The organism is Novosphingobium olei, from assembly GCF_037076535.1.
Taxonomy (GTDB): domain Bacteria; phylum Pseudomonadota; class Alphaproteobacteria; order Sphingomonadales; family Sphingomonadaceae; genus Novosphingobium; species Novosphingobium olei.
In genome coordinates this window covers 257,970-277,109 of sequence record NZ_AP029021.1, presented here as the reverse complement: position 1 = coordinate 277,109, position 19,140 = coordinate 257,970, and the positions used below count along the sequence as shown (strand labels likewise).

Genomic DNA, 19,140 nt, shown 5'->3' with positions numbered 1-19,140 from the left:
TTCGGGCCAATTCAGGAGAATAAAGCGCATGAGCGAACAAGCAACGGCCGTCCTTGCAGGCGGCTGCTTCTGGTGCACCGAGGCGGTTTTCCGCGACGTGATCGGCGTCAGCAATGTCGAGAGCGGGTATATCGGCGGCACCAAGGCCGATCCCACCTACAAGGAAGTCTGTTCGGGCAACACCGGCCATGCCGAGGCGATCCGCGTCACCTACGATCCGGACACGATCAGCTATGCCCAGTTGCTCGACATCTTCTTTGCCACGCACGATCCGACGCAGCTCAACCGCCAGGGCAACGACATTGGCACGCAGTACCGTTCGGCGATCTTCCCGCTGGACGACGAACAGCGCAGCGAGGCGCAGGCCGGGATCGAACGCGCACAGGCCGAACGCGACGGCACGATCGTGACCACGATCGAAGGCCCCGCAACGTGGTACCCGGCCGAGGACTATCACCAGGAATATTGGGAAGGCGAAGGCCAGCGCAATCCCTACTGCCTGGCGGTGATCCCGCCCAAGCTGATGAAGCTGCGCAAGAGCTTCGCCAACAAGGTCAAGGCCTGATCACATGGGCCTGATCAAAAGGGCCTAAAGCATATCGCCGTGCGCGGGTGTCCGGCTCAGGCAGCCTTGACCCAGCGCGCGGCGAAGAACCCGTCGATCCCGCCTGCCGCTGCGAGCATGCCGGGATCGGCGCGGAACCAGCCCTCGGCGGTCGGCGCAAGGGCCTGCGGCAGTTCGTCGGCGCGGATCGGCACAGGGCGCAGCGCCCTTACCCAGTCGGCCTGGCGCTCGCCTTCGTTCGGCTCCAGCGCGCAGACGGCATAGACCAGCGTGCCACCGGGCTTCAGCGCGCCAGCCGCGCGTTCGAGCAGGTTGCGCTGCAGTTCTTCCAGACCTGCAAAATCGGGCTGGCGCAGCAGCACGTCGGGGTGGCGGCGGCAGGTGCCGGTGGCCGAACACGGTGCATCGAGCAGCACCGCATCGTAGATCTCTTCCGGGCGCCACTGCATCGCGTCGGCGGTCACGATCTCGACCTCGGCGTCCAGCCCCACGCGCTTGAGGTTGGCGGCCAGCCGTTCGAGCCGGCGCCCCGACTTGTCGAGCGCGGTGACCTTCCAGCCGGCGGCGGCAAGCTGCATCGTCTTGCCCCCCGGCGCGGCGCACAGGTCGAGCACGCGGCGGCCCTCGCCCGCCCCCAGCAGCCGCGCGGGCACGCTGGCCGCCAGGTCCTGCACCCACCACGCGCCTTCTGCAAAGCCGTCGATCCCTTCGACCGCGCCGGCGCGCGCCAGCCGTACGTGGCCGGGCATCAGCGAGGTTCCGCCCAGTCGTTCGGTCCATTGCGCGGTCTGCGCCGGATCGCGCAGGGTGAGGTCGAGCGGCGGCGGCACGGCAAGTCCGGCGGCAATCGCCTCGACCCGGTCGGGCCAGGCCTGCTGCCAGCGCGCGGCCACCGCTTCGGGCAGGCTCGGCGCTTCGGGCAGCCCTTCCCCGCCCTTGAGCACGGCCGAAAACACCCCGTGCGCCAGCCGGCGCGGCCCACCCATAAGCAGCGGCAGGCCAGTGGCGATCACCGCGTGCGGCGGCAGGCCCAGCCGCAGCGCCTGCGCCAGCATGATCCGCAGCACGCTGCGCGCCTTGGCATCATCGGGCAGAATCTGGCGGGTGGCGCCATCGATCAGCGCGTCGAGATCGGCCAGCCAGCGCAGCGCTTCCTGCGCGATGGCGGTGGCAAGCGCGCGATCGTCGCCGCGTTCGATGGCGCGCAGGATCGGCGGCGCGCTCTGGTCGAGCGGCTCGCCCCGGCGCAGCACGGCATCGAGCATGCGCAGGGCGGCGCGGCGCGCCTCGACGCCGGGAATGTCTTCGGGGGAGCGAGCGTTCATCGCCCGCCTATCGGCCCCTCTGCCCCAAATGGCAATTGCATCCGCCGGCAAGAGGCACCATCTCGCACGGCATGGACAAGCAAACGCCCCCCGCTGCGACGCCGCGCATGACGCAGCGTCCCGCAGGCTTCGCCAAGCCGGAGCACTGGACCAACGAGCCCGCGCCCATGCCCAAGGCGGTAACGCCGGGCGAGGATCCGGACGGGATCGACCCCACCCGCTTCGGCGACTGGGAAAAGAACGGCATCGCGATCGACTTCTGAAATTACGGCGGCAGGGCTACCAATGCTTCGCCCTGCCCCGCCCCAGCGTGCCCGACCCCGCCTGCGTCTTCTCAGCCCTCGATCACGCCGCTGGCCGGGTGATGCCGGTCGAGATGCTTGCGGATGATCTTCAGGTTTCGGCTGTTCGAACGGAACAGCACGTCGAACGCATCGCCCACCACCGGCACCGCACCGACGGCGGTATCGAAGGCGACATTCGCGCTCATCTGCCACAGCCGCCAGCGCGGCAGGCCCAGGTTGCGCGCTTCCCACACCAGCCAGAAGCCCAGCGCCGCCGTCACCAGATCGCCCACCACCGGGATCAGCCCCGCGATGGCATCGAGCCCGATCGCGCGCTTGAGGCCGGGGACCTGCACGGCACGCTCGAGCACGAACTCCAGCGCCTCGATCCGCGCCCGCACCGAAGCGGGATCGCGGCCAAGGCCGGGCATGTCGGGGAGATAGCGACGCGGGCGTGAGGCAGGCGTCGCGGAAGCGGAAGCGTTCATGCCCCCTATTTGGGAACGGCGGCGAACGGCGGCAAGGGATGCCACCCCCAAGGGTTGAGCGCGAAACCGGTGACTCCGCTGCGCACCAGCGACCAGCGCAGCGGCCGCGCGATGGGGATGAAGCCGTTGGCGGCGGTCATCTCCGCCTCCGCCTCGCCCAGCAGCGCGGCGCGCTGGCGCGGATCGACCGCCTTGCGCGCTTCGTCCAGCCGCGCATCGCCGGTGGGATTGCACGCCGCCTTCTGGATCGCGCAGGTCAGCTGGTTGAGGAACCACGTCGCCCGGCCATAGCGCGCGGCGGTATCGACCAGCCGCAAGTCGGCCTTGCTGCCTTCGCCTACGCGCACCAGCCCGATGCCGATCGCGGCGAAATCGGTGGTCAGCCGCGCCAACACGATCTGCGATCCGGGGCCATCGGGCATCGCCACGCGCAGCACCGGCGCGGGATTGCCCGCCGCCTTCCAGCGCGTGACGCGTTCGAGCGCGGCGGCGCGCCTCGCCGCCATGTCCATCGCCACCCAGCGTTCGCCCACCGTGCCCAGATCGCCTTCCACGTCGGGCGAAACGATCCGCGTGGTCGGCTGCCAGCCGCCGACGTTGAATTCGCCCAGCAGCGTCGCCCGGTCGATCGCCAGCGCCAGCGCCTCGCGGTTGGGCGCATCGGCCAGGAACCCGTCGGCGCGGTCGACCATCAGCCCGAACATGCCGATCACCGGATCGATCTGGACGTTGCCCCGCGTCAGCCCGCCGACACCGGCGAGCGGCAGCGTGTCGATCCGCCCGCCCAGCACCGCATCGACATAGCCGTCGTTGAAGCGCTCGACCGCGCGCGCCGCGTCCTCGACCTCGAGATGCAGCGGCCGGCTGCGCGCGGCAAAGTCCTCCTGCGGCGGCAGCCCGCGCCGGGTCGGCGGGATCAGCGCAAGCACCGCCGTCCGGCCATCGCGCCGCAGCCCCATCGGCCCGCTGCCGCGCTTTTCATACGGCAGGCCAAGCTCTGGCTGGGCGAGCAGGGTCAGCAGGTCGGGCATCGGCGCCACGAGGTCGACCTCGATCACCCGCGCCGCCATCACCCGGACTTCGTCGATCGGGGCAAGGTCCAGCCCCAGCGCCGTGCCGCGCAGCGCGGCGATCGCCTTGCGCAGCGCGGCGGCGGTGGTGTCGGCGGTGATCGGCGATCCGTCGGGCCAGATCCCGTCACGCAGGCGGAAGATGTAGCTCTGCCCGTCGTCGGTCACGATCCAGCGTTCCGCGATGGCGGGCACCACGCGGCCTTCCGCATCGAAACCGACCAGCCCTTCGACCGTGGCCGCGCGCAGCACTTGCGCGGCGGGCGACAAGCGCACGCCCGATGTCTGGAACGCACCTTCATCCCCCACCAGCGCCACCGGGAACGGCCCGTGCCGCGCACGCCCGCAGCCGCTGGCAAGCAGCGCCAGCGCGCCGACGAGCGCGCCGGTCAGGCCAAGGCGTAGCGCTGCGGTGGATCGCAGGGAAACGGTCATTGCACCGGTGCTAGGCGGCGCGGACGAATTCCGCAACGCCACGGTTGCCTAGGAGAAGCGCAGAATCGAGCGTGGCGCGCGCCGCCCCGGTCAGATCTTACGCCGTCAGATCTTACGCCGTCAGATCTTGCGCAGGCGGGTCTGGTCGATGGCGGGCAGCGGCGGCTTGACGAAGCGCGGGGTGCTGTCGCCCGCCGCGGTCACGGGATCGCGGGCCAGGCGCGGGTTGATCGGTTCGACAAAGGCGATGCCGAAGCGGTTGTCCTGGATCCAGGCGATCGTGCCGCGCACCCAGCCGATGTTGCGCAGCGACACTTCGACTTCGTTGCCGCGTGCCACCTTGATGCTGCCTTCGGCCATCACGCCCCCGGCCGACAGGTTGCGCACGCGCACCTTGTGTTCCCCATCGGTGCCGACCAGGCGCAGGTCGGCCATGAGGAACATGCTGTCTCGCCCGAGCTGGCGATGATCGATATCGTCCATGGCCTGCATCTGTTGCATTCGCGTCACCTGGTTGGAAGCACGGACCGGGTGTTAACCCGAAAATCCGCGCCTTTCACCCGTTTCTGCCGCCAAATCGCGCAGTAATCGCAAATGAACGTGCCTAATGATCGCTTAACAGCCCGCCTGTCTCGTAACGAGACAGAAAGTCACATGTCGCGCGAGATCTTCTCGCGACGCTCGTGCGCTTCCTGCGCTTCGACCGTCATCGTCGCGATCGGGCGGGCGATCAGGCGGCCCAGGCCGATCGGCTCGCCGGTCACCTCGCAGAAGCCGTATTCGCCCTCGTCGATGCGGCGCATGGCCGAATCGATCTTGGCGATCAGCTTGCGCTGGCGGTCGCGGGTGCGCAGTTCGATGCCCCAGTCGGTCTCGCTCGATGCGCGATCGTTCAGATCGGGTTCGCGCAAGGGGCCATCCTGCAACGCGGTCAGCGTGGTTTCCGAAGCCGAGAGGATCGACTTCTTCCACTGCAGCAACAGCCGGCGGAAGTAATCCAGCTGCTGCTCGGACATGTATTCTTCGTCATCGCTCGGCACATAATCGCTCGGCATGGCCCGGCGGGCTTTTGCCAGAACGTCGATCTCGTCACTCAGTACGCCAGCCATTCGGCCCTCCGCATGGCCCGAAACCCATCAGGTTGCGGGCTGAAAAACGACGACCCCGAGACTTCCAGCACCGCAAGCCGACGCGGCGCAAGCTTCTGGTTTGGCCGCGCCTATAAGGGCCACCCCGAATCGCCACAAGTCCTTTAGACACAGCCCAATTGCCTTGCGATGAAGGATCGCCTGCCAGCGTAGAAACACGGTTAGCGATACTCCGCGCCGGACTCCGCAACCGCAATCTTGCCGGCGTTAACGCTTTGTTGACCAAACATGGTGACTTTTGCCCATGCCGGGGCCGTGGGGGCACCCGCTGAAGTTACAGGGTTTGGGGAACATGAACATGAATTCTGTCACCGGCCTTTCGGCCACGCCAGTATCGCCGATCAGCTCCATTGCTGCGGGCGACGCGCACGACGATCTCGTCGCCAGCTGCCTTGCCGCCGCGCAAGGCGGGGACATCTCGGCCTATTTCGATCTCGGCGTCGCCTATTCCACCGGCAGCCACGGCGCGCCGTGCGATCTGGTCGAAGCGCACAAGTGGTTCAACCTCGCCGCCGTCGCCGGCCATGACGAAGCCGCGCAGTGCCGCGCCGACGTCGCCGACGAGATGACCGCGCGCGAAATCGCCGAAGCGCAGCGCCGCGCCCGCGAATGGCTGCGCCTGACCGTCCGCCGCGCCGCCTGAGTCAGGCTCCGGCCGGAAGCGCCTCGCCTGCGGTCGAACTGTCGCGCGGGCGGACATAGACCCGCGCCACGATCGGGAAGCTCTGCGCCACCTCGCGCTCTATCTCCAGCACGATCCGTTCGACATCGCGGGCCAGCATCGCATCCTCGAAATCGGCGCTGATGATCACGGTGACCATCGTCGGCGCGCTGTGCAGGGTCAGCACTTCGTGCACCCGCACCACGCCCGCATGCGCCGCCGCCTTGCGCCGGATCGCCTCGACCAGCACGGGATCGGCGCTTTCGCCGATCAGCAGCCCCTTGGCTTCGTACAGCAGCACGATCGCCAGCACGCCCAGCACAAGCCCGATCACCACCGAGGCCAGCCCGTCCCAGAACGGATTGCCCGTGACCAGGCTCAGCGTCAGCCCCAGCGCGGCGGCGACAAGGCCGATCAGCGCACCCGAATTTTCCAGCAGCAGCACCAGCGTCGGCGCGTCCTTGGTCTTGCGGATTTCCGCCCAGATCGATCCCCGGCGCGACGAATTGAAGTCCTTCAGCGCGGCGATCGTCGACCACCCTTCCAGCGCGAAGGCGATGCCCAGCACGGCGAAGGCGATCAGCGGGTTGGTCGCCGGTTCGGGCTCGATGATGTGCAGCACGCCTTCGTAGACCGAAACGCCCGCGCCCAGCGCGAAGACCAGGATCGCCACGATGAACGACCAGAAGTACAGCTCGCGGCCATAGCCGAACGGATGCGCCGCATCGGCGGGCTTGGTCGACCGCTTGCGGCCATAGAGCAGCAGCACCTGGTTGGTCGAATCGACCAGGCTGTGCACCCCTTCGGTCAGCATCGCCGAAGATCCGGTCACCGCCGCCGCGCCGAACTTGGCCACTGCGATGCCGACATTGGCGCCCAGCGCGATCAGGATTGTCTTGGTGGAACCGCCTGCCATCTGAACTCCTGCCTGAACTCTCGCGGCCCTTGCGTCACAACCATCCGATCCGGCGGAAGCGCACGTAAAGCCCCCCGCAGATCGAGATGATCGCGGCCCAGACCACGAAGTAGCCGTAGTGCCACTTGAGTTCCGGGATGTAGTCGAAATTCATGCCATAGATGCCCGCGATGGCCGTCGGCACGGCCAGGATCGCGGCCCAGGCGGCCAGCTGCCGGGTCATTTCGCCCTGCCGGTGCTGTTCGAGCAGGCTGGCCGTCTCGACGATGGCGGCCAGCGTTTCCTTCAGGCCGCGCATCCGCGCCATCACCCGCCGCACGTGGTCGAGCACGTCGCGGAACCAGATCCGCGCCGAAGGATCGATCGTCGGCAGGTCGGCCTGGACCAGCCGTTCGACCATTTCCTCCATCGGCCCGATCACCCGCTCGAACCGGCGCAGCTGGCGGCGCAGGCGGAAGATGCGGCGGATCACCGCCTGTTCGGGGAAGACGTCGATCGCCGATTCCTCCATCCCCTGCGCCACGTCCTCCAGCCGGTCCATGATCGGCAGGTAGCCATCGGCGATGAAGTCCAGCACGGCGTGCAGGACATAGTCCGCGCCTTCGGCCAGCCGCTCTGCATCGGCTTCCAGCTCGCGCCGCAGTTCGCGGTGCGCGCGCGATGAACCGAACCGCACCGAAATGATGAAGTCCGTGCCCAGGAAGAACGCCGTCTGGCCATAGACGATGCTTTCCCCGTCCTCGCCCAGCGATGCCGTGCGCGCGACGACGAACAGCTGCTTGCCGTAGATGTCTACCTTGGGCATCTGCCGGGGGTTGAGCGCGTCTTCCACCGCCAGCGGGTGCAGCCCGTACTGCCGCCGCACCAGCTCCATTTCCGCCGCATCGGGTTCGCACAGGCCGATCCAGTCGAAGCAGCCCGCCGGGCATTCGCGCCGCTGGCCATCCAGTTCGATGGCGATTTCGTGCGCCTTTCCGGCGGAATAGCGGCGTGCGGCAACGATCATGCCGGCCTGTCTGTCCCGCCGGGCAACAAAACGCAATTCCCCGCTGGAAATTGCCACCAGACGCGCTAACATCGGTGTAAATAACGATCGGGAGAAAGACCATGGGCCTCGAGACGAAGCTCGAAAGCGCGCAACCTGATGTCGACGTCGCCATTGTCGGCGCGGGCATTTCCGGGATCGGCATGGCCGCACACATGAAGATGCTGTGCCCGGACCGTTCCTATGCGATCTTCGAACGGCGCGATGCCATCGGCGGCACCTGGGACCTGTTCCGATATCCCGGCGTGCGGTCGGACAGCGACATGCACACGCTGGGCTTCGTGTTCGAACCGTGGCGCCATGAAAAGTCGATCGCCGACGGCCCCTCGATCCTCGAATACCTCAACCGCATCGCCGATGAACGCGGCATCCGCCCGCACATCCGTTTCGGCACCAAGGTCGTCTCGGCCGACTGGGACAGCGCCGCGGGCCTGTGGCAGCTGGTTAGCGAGGACGACAACGGCGCCCGCACCCGCTCCACCGCGCGCTTCCTCTACCTCGGCTCGGGCTACTACGACTACGACCAGCCCTACGAAGCGGAGATCCCCGGCAAGGCGGACTTTGCCGGCACGATCGTCCACCCGCAGTTCTGGCCGCGCGATCTCGACTATGCGGGCAAGCGCGTCGTCGTGATCGGCTCGGGCGCCACCGCCGTCACCATCGTGCCCGCCATGGCGCAGACCGCGGGCCACGTGACCATGCTCCAGCGCACGCCGACATGGTACGCCTCGCGCCCGGCGCGCGATGCCTTTGCCAACACCTTGCGCAAGTTCCTGCCCGAAAAGGTCGCCTATGCGATCACCCGGTTCAAGAACATCCGCCTGCAGAACTTCTTCTACAACCGCGCCCGCACCCGGCCCGACAAGGTGAAGGACTTCCTGACCCAGCGGCTGAAGGAGATGCTGGGCGACAAGTACGATGCCAAGGCCTTCACCCCGCCCTACAACCCGTGGGAACAGCGGCTGTGCCTGGTGCCCGATGCCGACATGTTCGAAGCGATCAAGGCCGGGCGCGCCGAAGTGGTGACCGACCGCATCGCCAGGATCGACGCCACCGGCATCCAGCTCGAATCGGGCAAGCACCTCGATGCCGACGTCATCGTCACCGCCACCGGCCTCAAGCTCGCGATGGCGGGCAAGATCGCGCTGGCCAGTGATGGCGTGCCGGTCGATCTGTCGGATCACTACTACTACAAGGCGGTGATGTTCTCGAACCTGCCCAACCTCGCGGCGGTGTTCGGCTATCTCAACGCCTCGTGGACGCTGCGCGCGGATCTCAACGCCGAATATGTGTGCAAGCTGCTCAACCGGATGAAGGACACCGGGCGGCAGGTGGCAACGCCCGTGCTGCCCGACGATTCCGGGCTCGAATTCGACGACGTGTTCGATTTTTCCTCGGGCTATCTCCAGCGCGGCAAGCATCTTCAGCCCAAGAGCGCGACCGACATGCGCTGGCGGCTCAGCCAGGACTACGTGCGCGACCGCAAGTTCATGAAGAGCGATCCGGTCGAAGATGGCGTGCTGCAGCTGACGCGGGCAAAAGGCGTGCCGGTGGCGGTCGATCCGCTGCATGTCGCGGCGGAATAGGGGCGCCCTGCCGATCGGCTTGCGGGGCATCTTCGTGACAGCCCCGCAAGCGCCCTCCGGCCCCTCTTGCCAGCGGCGGCCTTTGCGGTAACGGTGCCCGGCGATGACAGACACCGCCCGCATCTGGACCGCCGCGCTGATCGTGATCGGGGACGAAATCCTCTCCGGCCGCACGCAGGACAAGAACATCGCGCAGATCGCCACCTGGCTCGGCGTGCAGGGCATCCGCCTGCGCGAAGTCCGCGTCGTGGCCGACGACATGGACGCGATCGCCGAAGCGGTGAACACCCTGCGCGCGCGCAACGATTACCTGTTCACCACCGGCGGCATCGGCCCCACGCATGACGACATCACCGTCGATGCCATCGCCGCCGCGGTGGGCGTGCCGGTGATCGTCCACCCGCAGGCGCGCGCCATTCTCGAACGCTATTACGAAACGCGCGGCGGCCTTACCGATGCGCGGCTGCGAATGGCCCGCGTGCCCGAAGGCGCCGATCTGATCGTCAACCGCATGTCGGGCGCGCCGGGCATCAAGTTCGGCAACATCTACATCATGGCCGGCGTACCTTCGATCACGGCGGGGATGCTCGATGGCCTGACCGGAACGCTCGAAGGCGGGCTGCCGCTGCTGTCCACCACGGTCGGCTGCTGGGTCGCCGAAAGCGAGATCGCCGACCTCCTCGCGCAGACCGAGCGCGCCTATGAAGGTGTGCAGATCGGCAGCTATCCCTTCTTCCGCGAAGGGCGCACGGGCGCGAACTTCGTGATCCGCTCGACCGACCAGGCCCAGCTCGATGCCTGCGCCGCCGCGCTGTCCGATGCGCTGGCCGGCATGGGCCGCGAACCCTTCGCCGGGGGCATCTGAGCGAGCGCGACATGGTCCTGCGGCCATCGCTCGCGGTCATTGCCGTCGCCGCCTCCAGCACGGGACTTGCCGGTTGCGCCCCGGCCCAGCTGCACCGCTTCCAGCAGACGCTGCGCGCGCGCGACAGCGCCACCGCGGCGCTCACCGAATGGTGCCGCGCCGAAGGGATCGCCCCGCAAGGCGAAATCCGCGCGCTGGTCGATCGCGCCGCGTTTGAGGAACCCGATGGCGAAACGCGCGCCCTGCTCGGCCTCGCCCCCGGCCAGCGCGTGGGCTTTCGCCACGTGCGCCTCGCCTGCGATGGGGTTGTGCTGTCCGAGGCGAAGAACTGGTACGTGCCCGATGCGCTCACGCCAGAAATGAACCGCATCCTCGAAACCACCGACGCGCCGTTCGGCAAAGTCGTGGCCAGCCTTGGCTTCCACCGCGAACGCCTCTCCGAAAATGCAGGTGGCTGGCCCGGCTGCCCCAAGGATACCGTCCTTTCGCATCGCGGGCTCTTGCGCCGTGCCGATGGCACCGCCATCAGCCTGGTTATCGAGTGTTATACAAAAGCCAATTTCAAGAAGGGATAGAGGGATGAGCGAACTGGTCACCATCGAAAAGCGCGACGCGGTCGCGATCGTCACGCTCAACCGGCCCGAAGCGATGAACGCGCTGTCCCGCGGCCTGCGCGATGCGCTGGCCAAGGCGATGGACCAGGTCGCCAGCGATGACGACGTTTCGGTCGTGATCCTGACCGGCGCGGGCGAACGCGCGTTCTGCGCCGGGCTCGATCTCAAGGAACTGTCCACCGGCAACGGCCTGTCCGCCGTCGCCCCCACCGGCGATGAACCCGCCGATCCGGTCTACGCCATCGAACATTGCCCCAAGCCGGTGATCGGCGCGATCAACGGGGTTGCCGTCACCGGCGGCTTCGAAGTCGCCATCGCCTGCGACGTGCTGATCGCCAGCGACAGGGCGCGCTTTGCCGATACCCACGCCCGTGTCGGCATCCTGCCCGGCTGGGGCCTGTCGCAGAAGCTGCCGCGTCTGATCGGCATCGCCCGCTACAAGGAAATGGCCTTCACCGGCAACTTCATCGACGCGGCAAAGGCGCTCGAATGGGGCCTCGTCAACCGCGTCGTGCCCGCCGCCGACCTGCTCGATACCGCGCTCGCCCTCGCCGCCGAAATGGCCACGATCCCGGCCAGGACGCTGTCGGCCTACAAGGCGCAGATCGATGGCGGCAACGCGCTCGCCTATGGCGAAGGCCGCACCCACGAAAAGAGCGCCAGCCGCGCCTTCTCCGCCTCGCTCACCGCAGAGGACATCGCCGGCCGCGTCGCCGGCGTGCAGGCGCGCGGGCGCACCCAGGCCGGGTAAGGGCGCGCACCGGCAATGCGCGTTCTCGTCACCGGATCGTCGGGCTGGCTCGGCCGCCACCTTGCCGCGCGGTTGCGGCAGGACGGGCACCGGGTCACCGGGCTCGATCTTGCCGCAGGGCCAGAAACGCAGGTGGTCGGCTCGGTGGCCGATCGCCGCGCGGTCGAACGCGCCTTTGCCTTCGGGGCGGACGCGGTGGTCCACGCCGCCGGCCTGCACCAGCCCGATCTCGTGCGCACGCGGCTGCAGAACTTCGTCGACATCAACGTCTCGGGCACGCTCGCCCTGCTGGAGGCGGCGAAGGCGGCGCAATGCAGCGCCTTCGTCATGACCTCGACCACCTCGCTGATGATCGACCGCGCCATCCGCGAGGAACGGGGCGAGGCCGCCGCCTGGCTCGACGAAAGCCACGCCCCGCTCAACCCGCGCAACATCTACGGCACCACCAAGCTCGCCGCCGAAGGGCTCGTCCGCCTGTTCGCGCAGGAACACGGCCTGCCCGGCGTGGTCCTGCGCACCAGCCGCTTCTTTCCCGAAGACGACGATCGCCCCACCGCGCTGCTCAGCGGCCCCAACATCAAGGCCAACGAATTCCTCAACCGCCGCCTGAGCGTGGAGGACGCGGTCGAAGCCCACCTCGCCGCGCTGTCCCACGCCCAGCAGATCGGCTTCGGCCTGTTCATCGCCTCGGCCCCGCCGCCGTTCACGCGTGACGAAGTGGCCGACCTGAAACGCGACGCCCGCGCCGTCATCGCCCGCCACTTCCCCGACGCGGCCGAGCTTTACGCGAAGCGCGGCTGGCAGCTGCCGCGCAGCATCGGCCGGGTCTACGATCCCTCGCTTGCCGAAACGACGATCGGCTGGCGGGCGAAGACCGACTTCGCCGCCGTGCTCGAAGCCTTGCGAACCGACGCACCGCTGCCGTTCGTGCACGATGCGTCGTACGTTTCGCCCAAGGACCGCTAATACCCGGACTTACGGCGCCGGGGTGACCGGCACCACCGGCAGCCACACCGCGCTCGCCCCCTCGCCGCCGCGCTCGATCGAGATCGTCGCCGCCTTGTAGTCTTCCTTCTTCGCCAGGAAGATGTTGGGCACGAACGTCTGCGGATTGCGGTCATAGAGCGGGAACAGCGAAGACTGCACCTGCACCATGATGCGGTGGCCCGGCTGGAACACGTGGTTCACCGTCGGCAGGCGGAAGCGATAGCGCTGCACCTGCCCCGCCGGGATCGCGGTCGGGTTGCTGAAGCTGTCGCGATAGCGCCCGCGGAAGATGTCGAGCGCGATCGGCAGTTCATAGCCGCCCATCTTGGGGTCGGAAGCCACCTCGTCCGGATAGACGTCGATCACCTTGACCACGAAGTCGCCATCGGTCCCGGTGGTCTTGGCGAACAGGTCGGCGATCGGCGCGCCGCTCACCCGCACCGGTGCGTTGAGCACACCCGTCTGGTAGGTCAGCACGTCGGGACGGCCATCGGCGTGGCGCTGGTCGCTCACCAGCCAGTCGCCCCAGCGGCCATCGCCGAAGTTCACCGGGCGCGGCAGGTGCGGCACCGGCTTGGCCGGATCGGAGACATACGAATCCTCGCCGGCCGCCGCCTTGTCGAACGACAGGCCGCCGTTCGCGCCGAGGTAGATCGGCGTCAGCCCCGCCTTGCACCCGCTTTCGCAGGCGAGCGGCCAGTCGGCCAGCTTGTCCCAGTGGTTCTCGCCGGTGTTGTAGATCGCCACCTGCGGCAGGTTCGCCGGCGGCCCGTCCTTGAGGTACTGGTTGAACAGCGGCAGCACCATATCCTCGCGGAACTGCTGCGCGGTGTCGCCATTCCACTGGAACGGCCCCAGCGAGCGGCCATCGCGGTTGACCTGGCTATGCCGCCACGGCCCCATCACCAGGAAGTTGTTGCCGAGCTTGCCCTTGGCCTTGAGCGCCTCCCACGAATGGATCGCGCCATACATGTCCTCCTGGTCCCACAGCCCCTGCTCCCAGATCGTGGGCACGTTCGAAGGGTTCGCCGCCAGCAGCTTGTCGAGCGCCTGGCCTTGCCAGAACCCGTCATAGGCCACGTGCTGGACCATCTTCTTCCACGCCGGCAGCTGGTCGAAGCCCGACTTCTTCGCCCACTCGTTCGCCCCGCCCAGCCGGCGGAACTCCTCGTAGTTGTCGTAGATGCCGGTCGCCGGCTCCTTGCCATCGCCCTTGTAGCCGGTCTGCGATCCGATCCAGCCGATGTTGGCCAGGCGGAACGCGCCATGGTGGAACCAGTCATCGCCCATCCAGCCATCGATCATCGGGCTTTCGGGCGCGGCCACCTTCAGCGCGGGATGCGGATCGAGCAGCGCCATCACCACGGTGAAGCCTTCGTAGCTCGATCCGATCATGCCCACCTTGCCGTTGCTTTCGGGCAGGTTGGCCTTCTTCACCAGCCAGTCGATCGTGTCCCAGGCGTCGGTCACGTGGTCGACCTTGGTGGGGTTGAGCGGGCCGCGCACGGGCCGGGTGACGATGTAATCGCCTTCCGAGCCGTACTTGCCGCGGATGTCCTGGTACACGCGGATGTAGCCCGCCTTGACGAAGCCCTCGTCCGCCAGCGGCAGGGTCGAGATCATGTTCGGGCTGTCCGCGCGCGATGCCCGCCCCCGCGCGTTGTACGGCGTGCGCGTCAGCACGATCGGCGCATTGGTTGCGCCCTTGGGGATCACGATCACGGTGTAGAGCTTCGTCCCGTCGCGCATCGGGATCATCACTTCGCGCTTGATGAAGTCGCGCGCGTCGATCGGCGGGGTGAACTTGGCCGGAATGTCGCCAGCGGGCGCGGCATTGGCGGCGGCGGCGATGTCATTGGGGCTGGAGACCACCTGCGCGGCCAGCGGGCCGGCGCCGGCAATCGCGGAAACGAATACGGGAGCAACGATCAACGCGGCAAGACGCGCGGATTTCAAACGCATGGACGACCCTTCATCTGGTTACATCGGGAACCATAGAGCGCCCCGTGCGAGAGCGCCAGCACCCGAAAGCACCGGAACCGCAGGCGATGTTCCCGCATTGGCGGCGGACTGCATAGAAGGAGATCACGTCATGGCCCGAACGGGCAAGCTCGCCGCGCTGGGCGGTATCGCCGTCGTCGCAGGCGCCCTCGCGGCATGGCGGGCAAAGCTGCGCCATCCGGTCGGCAACCCGGCCGTGCCAGACCCTGCACGCAACGTCGACGTCGAACGCTATCTCGGCCGCTGGTACGAAATCGCGCGCTATGAACAGGCCTTCGAAAAGGACTGCGAAGGCGCCACGGCCGATTACGCGCTGCGCGCCGATGGCCGGATCGACGTCGTCAACCGCGCCCGCCGCGCGGACGGCAAGTGGGTCACCACCAAGGGCGTCGCGCGCATCGTCGACAAGGGCACCAACGCCAAGCTCAAGGTGCGCTTCTTCGGCCCGATCACCGGCGATTACTGGATCCTCGATCACGGCAAGGAATATGGCTGGGCGATCGTGGGCGAAGGCTCGGGCCGCTATCTCTGGCTGCTGATGCGCGAACAGGTGCCGGGCGAAGCCAAAGTCGAAAAGCTGATCGAACGCGCCGCCGCGCTCGGCTACGACACCACGCTGCTGCGCCGCACCGCGCAGCCCTGATCTACTACGCGTTCCTCGGCCGCGCGCGCCGCCGCCGCTTGCGCGCTGGCGCGGCACCATCGGCCGCGGCCGGCGCCACCGCCCATTCGGTCCCCGCTGCGGCATAGGCTTCCAGCTCGCGCCAGTGCCGGTCCCACCCGGGCCCGCGCCGCTCGGGCGGCACCTCGGCCTCGACCATCGCCCGCGCGCGCGTCACCGGATTGGCAGGAACGTCATCTTCGGAAGGATCGGACACACGGCACTCCTGCTGGCCGCCGTCGATGCCCCGCACCACGCCGCAGGGCAACCCGTCCCCGTGCGGAAACATGGGGATTTGTCTTTCGCACGGGGCGTGGCCTCAAGAAGAAGAACAGTCCTTCGACAAGCTCAGGACAGACGGGGTTAGGGTGCCCCCTTAAACGTCATCCCAGCGAAGGCTGGGATCGCTGGCCGCCAAGCGCCTCCCAACCGTCCTGCAAACCGCCAGCGATGCCAGCCTACGCTGGCATGACGAGCCCGGAAGCAGACCACACCCCCACAACGCCCGCCCTGAGCCTGTCGAAGGGCCGCCCTTGTTCTTCCAAGCGCAACAGCCAGACAGCACGCAACACCCATCCCACAGCGCTTGGCCAGCGCCGGAAGACGTCCCGGGAGCGCGAGGGGGTGACCCCCTCGCATCTATCCTGCTCTCTGGCCTTCCCACTCCAACCTTGACAAAACGTACCATATAGGTTATAGGCCAGCCCACGGACCGGGAGCGGCATGGCCGGCTTGCTCTTCGCTCCTTCGGGCCAATCTCCACGATGGGAAAGGCCCGACGCGACCGGCGCGGGTCGGCGCTGCGGGAGCCGCATCCCTTTCGGGGGATACGGCAGCGAGGGCGTTAAGCCCCAAGTCCCTCAGGGCAACCCAAGCCACTGCAACGGACGGGCGGATGTGGTGCGGTGGTTCAACCGCGTGTATGCGCTCTTGCGAGTCCGGTTCCAGTCCGGTCCGGCCCCTTCATGCGGCCGCGACCAATCCCGGAACTTATCCTCGCGGGACTTATCGCTACGGACCGGGCCGCCTTGCGAGCCGCCGCCCGGGTTTCGAGCCCCCGTCCGAATTCAGGCTGAGCCGATCCGGGATAGCCAACGCCCCGCCGGCCACTCGCCACAGCGTTCCTCTTGCCCTCCTCGCGCACGCGCCACGCATGGCGCCCGCGCCGGTCGCGCAGGTCCGTACCACTTCCCAACGGCGTTATCGTCCGGGCTCGCCGCCGGATATGGGGGTGTGGGTTACAGTCCCAGCGCCGCGCGGTCGGCGATCACCGCCGCCAGTTCGGCCCGCGCTGCCGCTTCGCGCAACCGCGCATCGAGCGTGCGCAGCGCGGCATCGGCGGCGCTTTCCTCGCGCAGGTTTACCAGCAGGAAATCGCTCGCGCCCAGATCGAAGCGGCGGCGTTCGGCTTCGGCCATGCGGCGGGCAAGGTCCGCCTCGTCGCCCGCCAGCCGCACCAGCTGCGCGGCGCCGCGCACCTGCGTCTGCAGGTTGGCGATGTCAACGCCGATCTGGTCTTCCAGCAGCCGCTGGCGGTGCGACAGCGCGTCGCGTTCGGCCTCGACTTCGGCGATGCGCCCGCGCGCGGCGCGCTGTTCGAGCGGCATCGAGAACTTGAGGCCAACCAGCGCCTCGGCCGGACGGCGGGTGGGACTGCCCGCGCCGAAGTCCTTCGACGCTTCGGCCTTGATGTCGAGCCGGGGTCGCAGGTCGTTCTCGGCCAGCGCGGCGCGCGTTTCGATTTGGGCGATGCGCGCGACCAGCGCCTTCAGGTCGGGGCGTTCGGACAAGTGCAGGTCCACGTCGCCCAGCCGCGGGCGCACGCCATCAGGCATCGTGTCGGGCAGGCGGTCGGCGGTGGGCGCCACCCGCTGGCCCAGATCGTCGCGCAGGAACATCGACAGCGCGTTGGCATAGAGCTGCAGTTCCTGTTCGCTGCGCACCACCAGCGCCTGGCGCCGGACGATGTTCTGGCGGTTCTCCACCGCCAGGATCGAAGGCCGCGCCCCCAGCTGCACCTGCCGTTCGATCGAGGCCTGGCGATTGCGCGCAAGGTCGGCGAGCTCGCGATAGAGCTTGAGCCGGAGCCCCGCCCCGACCCACTGCTGGTAGGCATCGATCGCGCGGCGCTGCACGCCGATGGCCACGACCTCGCGCTCGAAGGCGGCAATCTCGATATCGCTTTGCGCCAGCGTCCGCTTGCCCCGGCGTTCGTCGATCAGCCGGTCGCGCAGCAGCGAAAACACCGCGCCCGCGCGCACTTCGCCAAGGCCCAGCGTCACCGACTTGCCGTCATAGACCGGGAAGTCCCCGGCCGACAGGCGGTAGCCGGCATAGACGTTGCCGCCATTGTTCTGCAGCGGCCGGGTGGCGCGCACATCGGCATAGGTGCCGTCGTAGTAGCCCAGCACGCGGCTTTGCGCGTCGGCCTCGAACACCAGGTCGAAGGCCCCTTGCGCGCCCAACAGCTTGGCATCGGCCTGCCGTTCGCGGGCGATCGCTTCAAGGATCTGCGGCTGATGCCGCGCCGAGGAAGCGAGCACTTCGCCCAGCGTCAGCGCCGGTGCGGCCAGCGCGGGGCCCGCCACCAGCAGGGCGAGCGCCATGAGAACGCGACGGAACAGGGCGGCGATCATTTCGCTTCCTCGTCTTCCTTGCCCGCGTCGCTCTTCTTTTCCTTCACCTTGTCTACCAGCCCTTTGCCCGCACCCTTGCGCGGTCCGGTGTCGACCGGGGTTGGGAATTCCAACGGGAAGTCGTTCAGCTGGCGCCACAGTTCGTAGCCCACGCTGACCGTTTCCATCTGGATCCAGCCGCGCACCTTCGAGCCGAGGCGGACGTAGTTGTCGTCGGGCCAGCGCGGCTTGCCCGGCATCGGCTCGACCAGCACGCGGAACAGGCCGGTGCCTTGCGCCGAAGGGTCGATCGCCCGCACGCGCCCGTCGAACATGCCCTGCGCCACCGAAGGCCAGCCGCTGAACTGGATCGCGGGCCAGCCTTCGAAGTGCAGCCGCACCGGCTGGCCTGCGCGCACCAGCGCCACGTCGCGGCCGTCGACCATCAGTTCGACCACGCGGGGCGAATCCTCGGGCGCCAGCGTCGCCAGCCAGTCGCCTGCGCTGACCAGCGTGGCGCCGGCGGCGGTGTTGAGCGACTGGATCCGCCCATCGCGCGGCGCGCGGACCAGCTGCGCGGAGGAGCGGTTGAGCGCGATGTCGGCCTTGGCCAGCTTGGCGCGCGCCTCGGCCAGCTTGGCGGCGTGTTCGGCCACCTTGATCTGCGCGGCTTCGTAATCGCGCCGCGCGGCAAGGCCATCGGCGAACAGCTGTCCGGTGCGGCCGACGTCGATCCGCGCGGTCGCCATCGCCTGCTCGCTCGCCGCGATCTGGGCCGCGACCTGCGCGCGTTCGGCGGCGAGGCGGGCGATCAGGTCGGGATCGTTGTCGGCGATGCGGGCGATCGGATCGCCTTTCTTCACCAGCTGCCCATCGACCACGTACCAGCGTTCGACCCGGCCAGGCACCAGCGCGGTGACCTGCTGGACGCGGTCCTGCGGATCGAGCGCGACGACCTGGCCCCGCCCCGGCGCGGTCTGCACCCATGGCACGAAGATCAGGGCCAGCAGCACGAGCGGCAAGGCAATGCCGATCATCCAGCCGATCGCGACGACCAGCCGCGGCGGGCGGATCGCGGCGAGGGTGTGGAAGCGGTCGAAGTTGTCGGGACGGGTCGCCATCG

Annotated in this window: 20 protein-coding genes; 9 read left to right on the top strand and 11 right to left on the bottom strand. The window is 68.2% G+C overall.

Going from position 1 to position 19,140, the window contains the following annotated elements; translation table 11 throughout:
* Positions 1-28 precede the first annotated feature (28 nt).
* Positions 29-565 (top strand): peptide-methionine (S)-S-oxide reductase MsrA, encoded by a 537-nt coding sequence (gene msrA, locus AACH40_RS01365; RefSeq protein WP_169494678.1) that lies wholly within the window; start codon positions 29-31, stop codon positions 563-565.
* Between the two features lie 56 nt (positions 566-621).
* Here msrA and AACH40_RS01360 read toward each other — a convergent pair whose 3' ends face one another.
* Complete coding sequence (locus AACH40_RS01360; protein WP_338643895.1) at positions 622-1,890, bottom strand: RsmB/NOP family class I SAM-dependent RNA methyltransferase; 1,269 nt, start codon at positions 1,888-1,890, stop codon at positions 622-624.
* A 107-nt stretch (positions 1,891-1,997) separates the two neighbouring features.
* Here AACH40_RS01360 and AACH40_RS01355 point away from each other — a divergent pair, with 107 nt between their 5' ends.
* Positions 1,998-2,153, top strand: coding sequence for a DUF1674 domain-containing protein (locus AACH40_RS01355; protein ID WP_338643894.1), 156 nt, complete (start codon positions 1,998-2,000; stop codon positions 2,151-2,153).
* Between the two features lie 71 nt (positions 2,154-2,224).
* Here the strand turns inward: AACH40_RS01355 and AACH40_RS01350 are convergent, their stop codons facing one another.
* The 4 genes from AACH40_RS01350 to dksA form a co-directional block, all read right to left on the bottom strand.
* The gene (locus tag AACH40_RS01350; RefSeq protein ID WP_338643893.1) at positions 2,225-2,662 is read right to left on the bottom strand and encodes a DUF4112 domain-containing protein; all 438 of its coding nucleotides are present in this window, start codon (positions 2,660-2,662) and stop codon (positions 2,225-2,227) included.
* 5 nt (positions 2,663-2,667) lie between these two features.
* Positions 2,668-4,167, bottom strand: a complete 1,500-nt coding sequence (locus tag AACH40_RS01345) for an ABC transporter substrate-binding protein (RefSeq protein WP_338643892.1) — start codon at positions 4,165-4,167, stop codon at positions 2,668-2,670.
* 120 nt (positions 4,168-4,287) lie between these two features.
* A complete protein-coding gene (locus tag AACH40_RS01340; protein WP_338114936.1) occupies positions 4,288-4,668 on the bottom strand; it encodes a PilZ domain-containing protein in 381 nt (126 codons plus the stop codon).
* A 149-nt stretch (positions 4,669-4,817) separates the two neighbouring features.
* Entirely contained in the window at positions 4,818-5,276 is a 459-nt protein-coding gene (gene dksA / locus AACH40_RS01335; protein ID WP_169494683.1) for an RNA polymerase-binding protein DksA, read from the bottom strand.
* A gap of 331 nt (positions 5,277-5,607) precedes the next feature.
* Between dksA and AACH40_RS01330 the strand changes: the two genes are divergently transcribed.
* Positions 5,608-5,958 (top strand): hypothetical protein, encoded by a 351-nt coding sequence (locus AACH40_RS01330; protein WP_338643891.1) that lies wholly within the window; start codon positions 5,608-5,610, stop codon positions 5,956-5,958.
* 1 nt (position 5,959) lies between these two features.
* Here the strand turns inward: AACH40_RS01330 and AACH40_RS01325 are convergent, their stop codons facing one another.
* Both AACH40_RS01325 and AACH40_RS01320 read right to left on the bottom strand, forming a co-directional pair.
* Positions 5,960-6,892 (bottom strand): cation diffusion facilitator family transporter, encoded by a 933-nt coding sequence (locus AACH40_RS01325; RefSeq protein ID WP_338643890.1) that lies wholly within the window; start codon positions 6,890-6,892, stop codon positions 5,960-5,962.
* Positions 6,893-6,926: 34 nt separating this feature from the next.
* Positions 6,927-7,898: a magnesium and cobalt transport protein CorA gene (locus AACH40_RS01320; RefSeq protein WP_169494685.1), complete on the bottom strand. Its 972-nt coding sequence runs from the start codon at positions 7,896-7,898 to the stop codon at positions 6,927-6,929.
* Between the two features lie 101 nt (positions 7,899-7,999).
* Between AACH40_RS01320 and AACH40_RS01315 the strand changes: the two genes are divergently transcribed.
* The 5 genes from AACH40_RS01315 (at position 8,000) to AACH40_RS01295 (ending at position 12,719) form a co-directional block, all read left to right on the top strand.
* The gene (locus AACH40_RS01315; RefSeq protein WP_338643889.1) at positions 8,000-9,523 is read left to right on the top strand and encodes an NAD(P)/FAD-dependent oxidoreductase; all 1,524 of its coding nucleotides are present in this window, start codon (positions 8,000-8,002) and stop codon (positions 9,521-9,523) included.
* A gap of 103 nt (positions 9,524-9,626) precedes the next feature.
* Positions 9,627-10,388 carry a competence/damage-inducible protein A gene (locus AACH40_RS01310; RefSeq protein WP_338643888.1) on the top strand — a complete coding sequence of 254 codons (762 nt, stop codon included), beginning with the start codon at positions 9,627-9,629 and terminating at the stop codon, positions 10,386-10,388.
* Between the two features lie 11 nt (positions 10,389-10,399).
* Positions 10,400-10,963, top strand: a complete 564-nt coding sequence (locus tag AACH40_RS01305; RefSeq protein ID WP_338643887.1) for a hypothetical protein — start codon at positions 10,400-10,402, stop codon at positions 10,961-10,963.
* Between the two features lie 4 nt (positions 10,964-10,967).
* On the top strand, positions 10,968-11,753 hold the full coding sequence (locus tag AACH40_RS01300; protein ID WP_338643886.1) for an enoyl-CoA hydratase: 786 nt from the start codon (positions 10,968-10,970) through the stop codon (positions 11,751-11,753).
* A 15-nt stretch (positions 11,754-11,768) separates the two neighbouring features.
* The gene (locus tag AACH40_RS01295) at positions 11,769-12,719 is read left to right on the top strand and encodes an NAD(P)-dependent oxidoreductase (protein WP_338643885.1); all 951 of its coding nucleotides are present in this window, start codon (positions 11,769-11,771) and stop codon (positions 12,717-12,719) included.
* A 9-nt stretch (positions 12,720-12,728) separates the two neighbouring features.
* Here the strand turns inward: AACH40_RS01295 and AACH40_RS01290 are convergent, their stop codons facing one another.
* Complete coding sequence (locus AACH40_RS01290) at positions 12,729-14,702, bottom strand: CocE/NonD family hydrolase (RefSeq protein ID WP_338643884.1); 1,974 nt, start codon at positions 14,700-14,702, stop codon at positions 12,729-12,731.
* A 130-nt stretch (positions 14,703-14,832) separates the two neighbouring features.
* Between AACH40_RS01290 and AACH40_RS01285 the strand changes: the two genes are divergently transcribed.
* Positions 14,833-15,384 carry a lipocalin family protein gene (locus AACH40_RS01285; RefSeq protein ID WP_169494691.1) on the top strand — a complete coding sequence of 184 codons (552 nt, stop codon included), beginning with the start codon at positions 14,833-14,835 and terminating at the stop codon, positions 15,382-15,384.
* A gap of 4 nt (positions 15,385-15,388) precedes the next feature.
* Here AACH40_RS01285 and AACH40_RS01280 read toward each other — a convergent pair whose 3' ends face one another.
* From AACH40_RS01280 to AACH40_RS01270, 3 genes are all read right to left on the bottom strand, one after another.
* Positions 15,389-15,691, bottom strand: a complete 303-nt coding sequence (locus AACH40_RS01280) for a hypothetical protein (RefSeq protein ID WP_422394870.1) — start codon at positions 15,689-15,691, stop codon at positions 15,389-15,391.
* A 949-nt stretch (positions 15,692-16,640) separates the two neighbouring features.
* The gene (locus AACH40_RS01275) at positions 16,641-18,038 is read right to left on the bottom strand and encodes a TolC family protein (protein ID WP_338643883.1); all 1,398 of its coding nucleotides are present in this window, start codon (positions 18,036-18,038) and stop codon (positions 16,641-16,643) included.
* Positions 18,035-19,138 carry an efflux RND transporter periplasmic adaptor subunit gene (locus AACH40_RS01270; RefSeq protein ID WP_338643882.1) on the bottom strand — a complete coding sequence of 368 codons (1,104 nt, stop codon included), beginning with the start codon at positions 19,136-19,138 and terminating at the stop codon, positions 18,035-18,037. Before AACH40_RS01270 ends, AACH40_RS01275 begins: the two co-directional genes overlap by 4 nt.
* Positions 19,139-19,140: the final 2 nt, after the last annotated feature.

What these genes read in the sequence shown, in the direction of transcription:
- msrA (WP_169494678.1), top strand. Translation starts at nt 29, where the DNA reads ATGAGCGAACAAGCAACGGCCGTCCTTGCAGGCGGCTGCTTCTGGTGC.
- AACH40_RS01360 (WP_338643895.1), bottom strand. Translation starts at nt 1,890, where the DNA reads ATGAACGCTCGCTCCCCCGAAGACATTCCCGGCGTCGAGGCGCGCCGC.
- AACH40_RS01355 (WP_338643894.1), top strand. Translation starts at nt 1,998, where the DNA reads ATGACGCAGCGTCCCGCAGGCTTCGCCAAGCCGGAGCACTGGACCAAC.
- AACH40_RS01350 (WP_338643893.1), bottom strand. Translation starts at nt 2,662, where the DNA reads ATGAACGCTTCCGCTTCCGCGACGCCTGCCTCACGCCCGCGTCGCTAT.
- AACH40_RS01345 (WP_338643892.1), bottom strand. Translation starts at nt 4,167, where the DNA reads ATGACCGTTTCCCTGCGATCCACCGCAGCGCTACGCCTTGGCCTGACC.
- AACH40_RS01340 (WP_338114936.1), bottom strand. Translation starts at nt 4,668, where the DNA reads ATGCAACAGATGCAGGCCATGGACGATATCGATCATCGCCAGCTCGGG.
- dksA (WP_169494683.1), bottom strand. Translation starts at nt 5,276, where the DNA reads ATGGCTGGCGTACTGAGTGACGAGATCGACGTTCTGGCAAAAGCCCGC.
- AACH40_RS01330 (WP_338643891.1), top strand. Translation starts at nt 5,608, where the DNA reads ATGAACATGAATTCTGTCACCGGCCTTTCGGCCACGCCAGTATCGCCG.
- AACH40_RS01325 (WP_338643890.1), bottom strand. Translation starts at nt 6,892, where the DNA reads ATGGCAGGCGGTTCCACCAAGACAATCCTGATCGCGCTGGGCGCCAAT.
- AACH40_RS01320 (WP_169494685.1), bottom strand. Translation starts at nt 7,898, where the DNA reads ATGATCGTTGCCGCACGCCGCTATTCCGCCGGAAAGGCGCACGAAATC.
- AACH40_RS01315 (WP_338643889.1), top strand. Translation starts at nt 8,000, where the DNA reads ATGGGCCTCGAGACGAAGCTCGAAAGCGCGCAACCTGATGTCGACGTC.
- AACH40_RS01310 (WP_338643888.1), top strand. Translation starts at nt 9,627, where the DNA reads ATGACAGACACCGCCCGCATCTGGACCGCCGCGCTGATCGTGATCGGG.
- AACH40_RS01305 (WP_338643887.1), top strand. Translation starts at nt 10,400, where the DNA reads ATGGTCCTGCGGCCATCGCTCGCGGTCATTGCCGTCGCCGCCTCCAGC.
- AACH40_RS01300 (WP_338643886.1), top strand. Translation starts at nt 10,968, where the DNA reads ATGAGCGAACTGGTCACCATCGAAAAGCGCGACGCGGTCGCGATCGTC.
- AACH40_RS01295 (WP_338643885.1), top strand. Translation starts at nt 11,769, where the DNA reads ATGCGCGTTCTCGTCACCGGATCGTCGGGCTGGCTCGGCCGCCACCTT.
- AACH40_RS01290 (WP_338643884.1), bottom strand. Translation starts at nt 14,702, where the DNA reads ATGCGTTTGAAATCCGCGCGTCTTGCCGCGTTGATCGTTGCTCCCGTA.
- AACH40_RS01285 (WP_169494691.1), top strand. Translation starts at nt 14,833, where the DNA reads ATGGCCCGAACGGGCAAGCTCGCCGCGCTGGGCGGTATCGCCGTCGTC.
- AACH40_RS01280 (WP_422394870.1), bottom strand. Translation starts at nt 15,691, where the DNA reads ATGTTTCCGCACGGGGACGGGTTGCCCTGCGGCGTGGTGCGGGGCATC.
- AACH40_RS01275 (WP_338643883.1), bottom strand. Translation starts at nt 18,038, where the DNA reads ATGATCGCCGCCCTGTTCCGTCGCGTTCTCATGGCGCTCGCCCTGCTG.
- AACH40_RS01270 (WP_338643882.1), bottom strand. Translation starts at nt 19,138, where the DNA reads ATGGCGACCCGTCCCGACAACTTCGACCGCTTCCACACCCTCGCCGCG.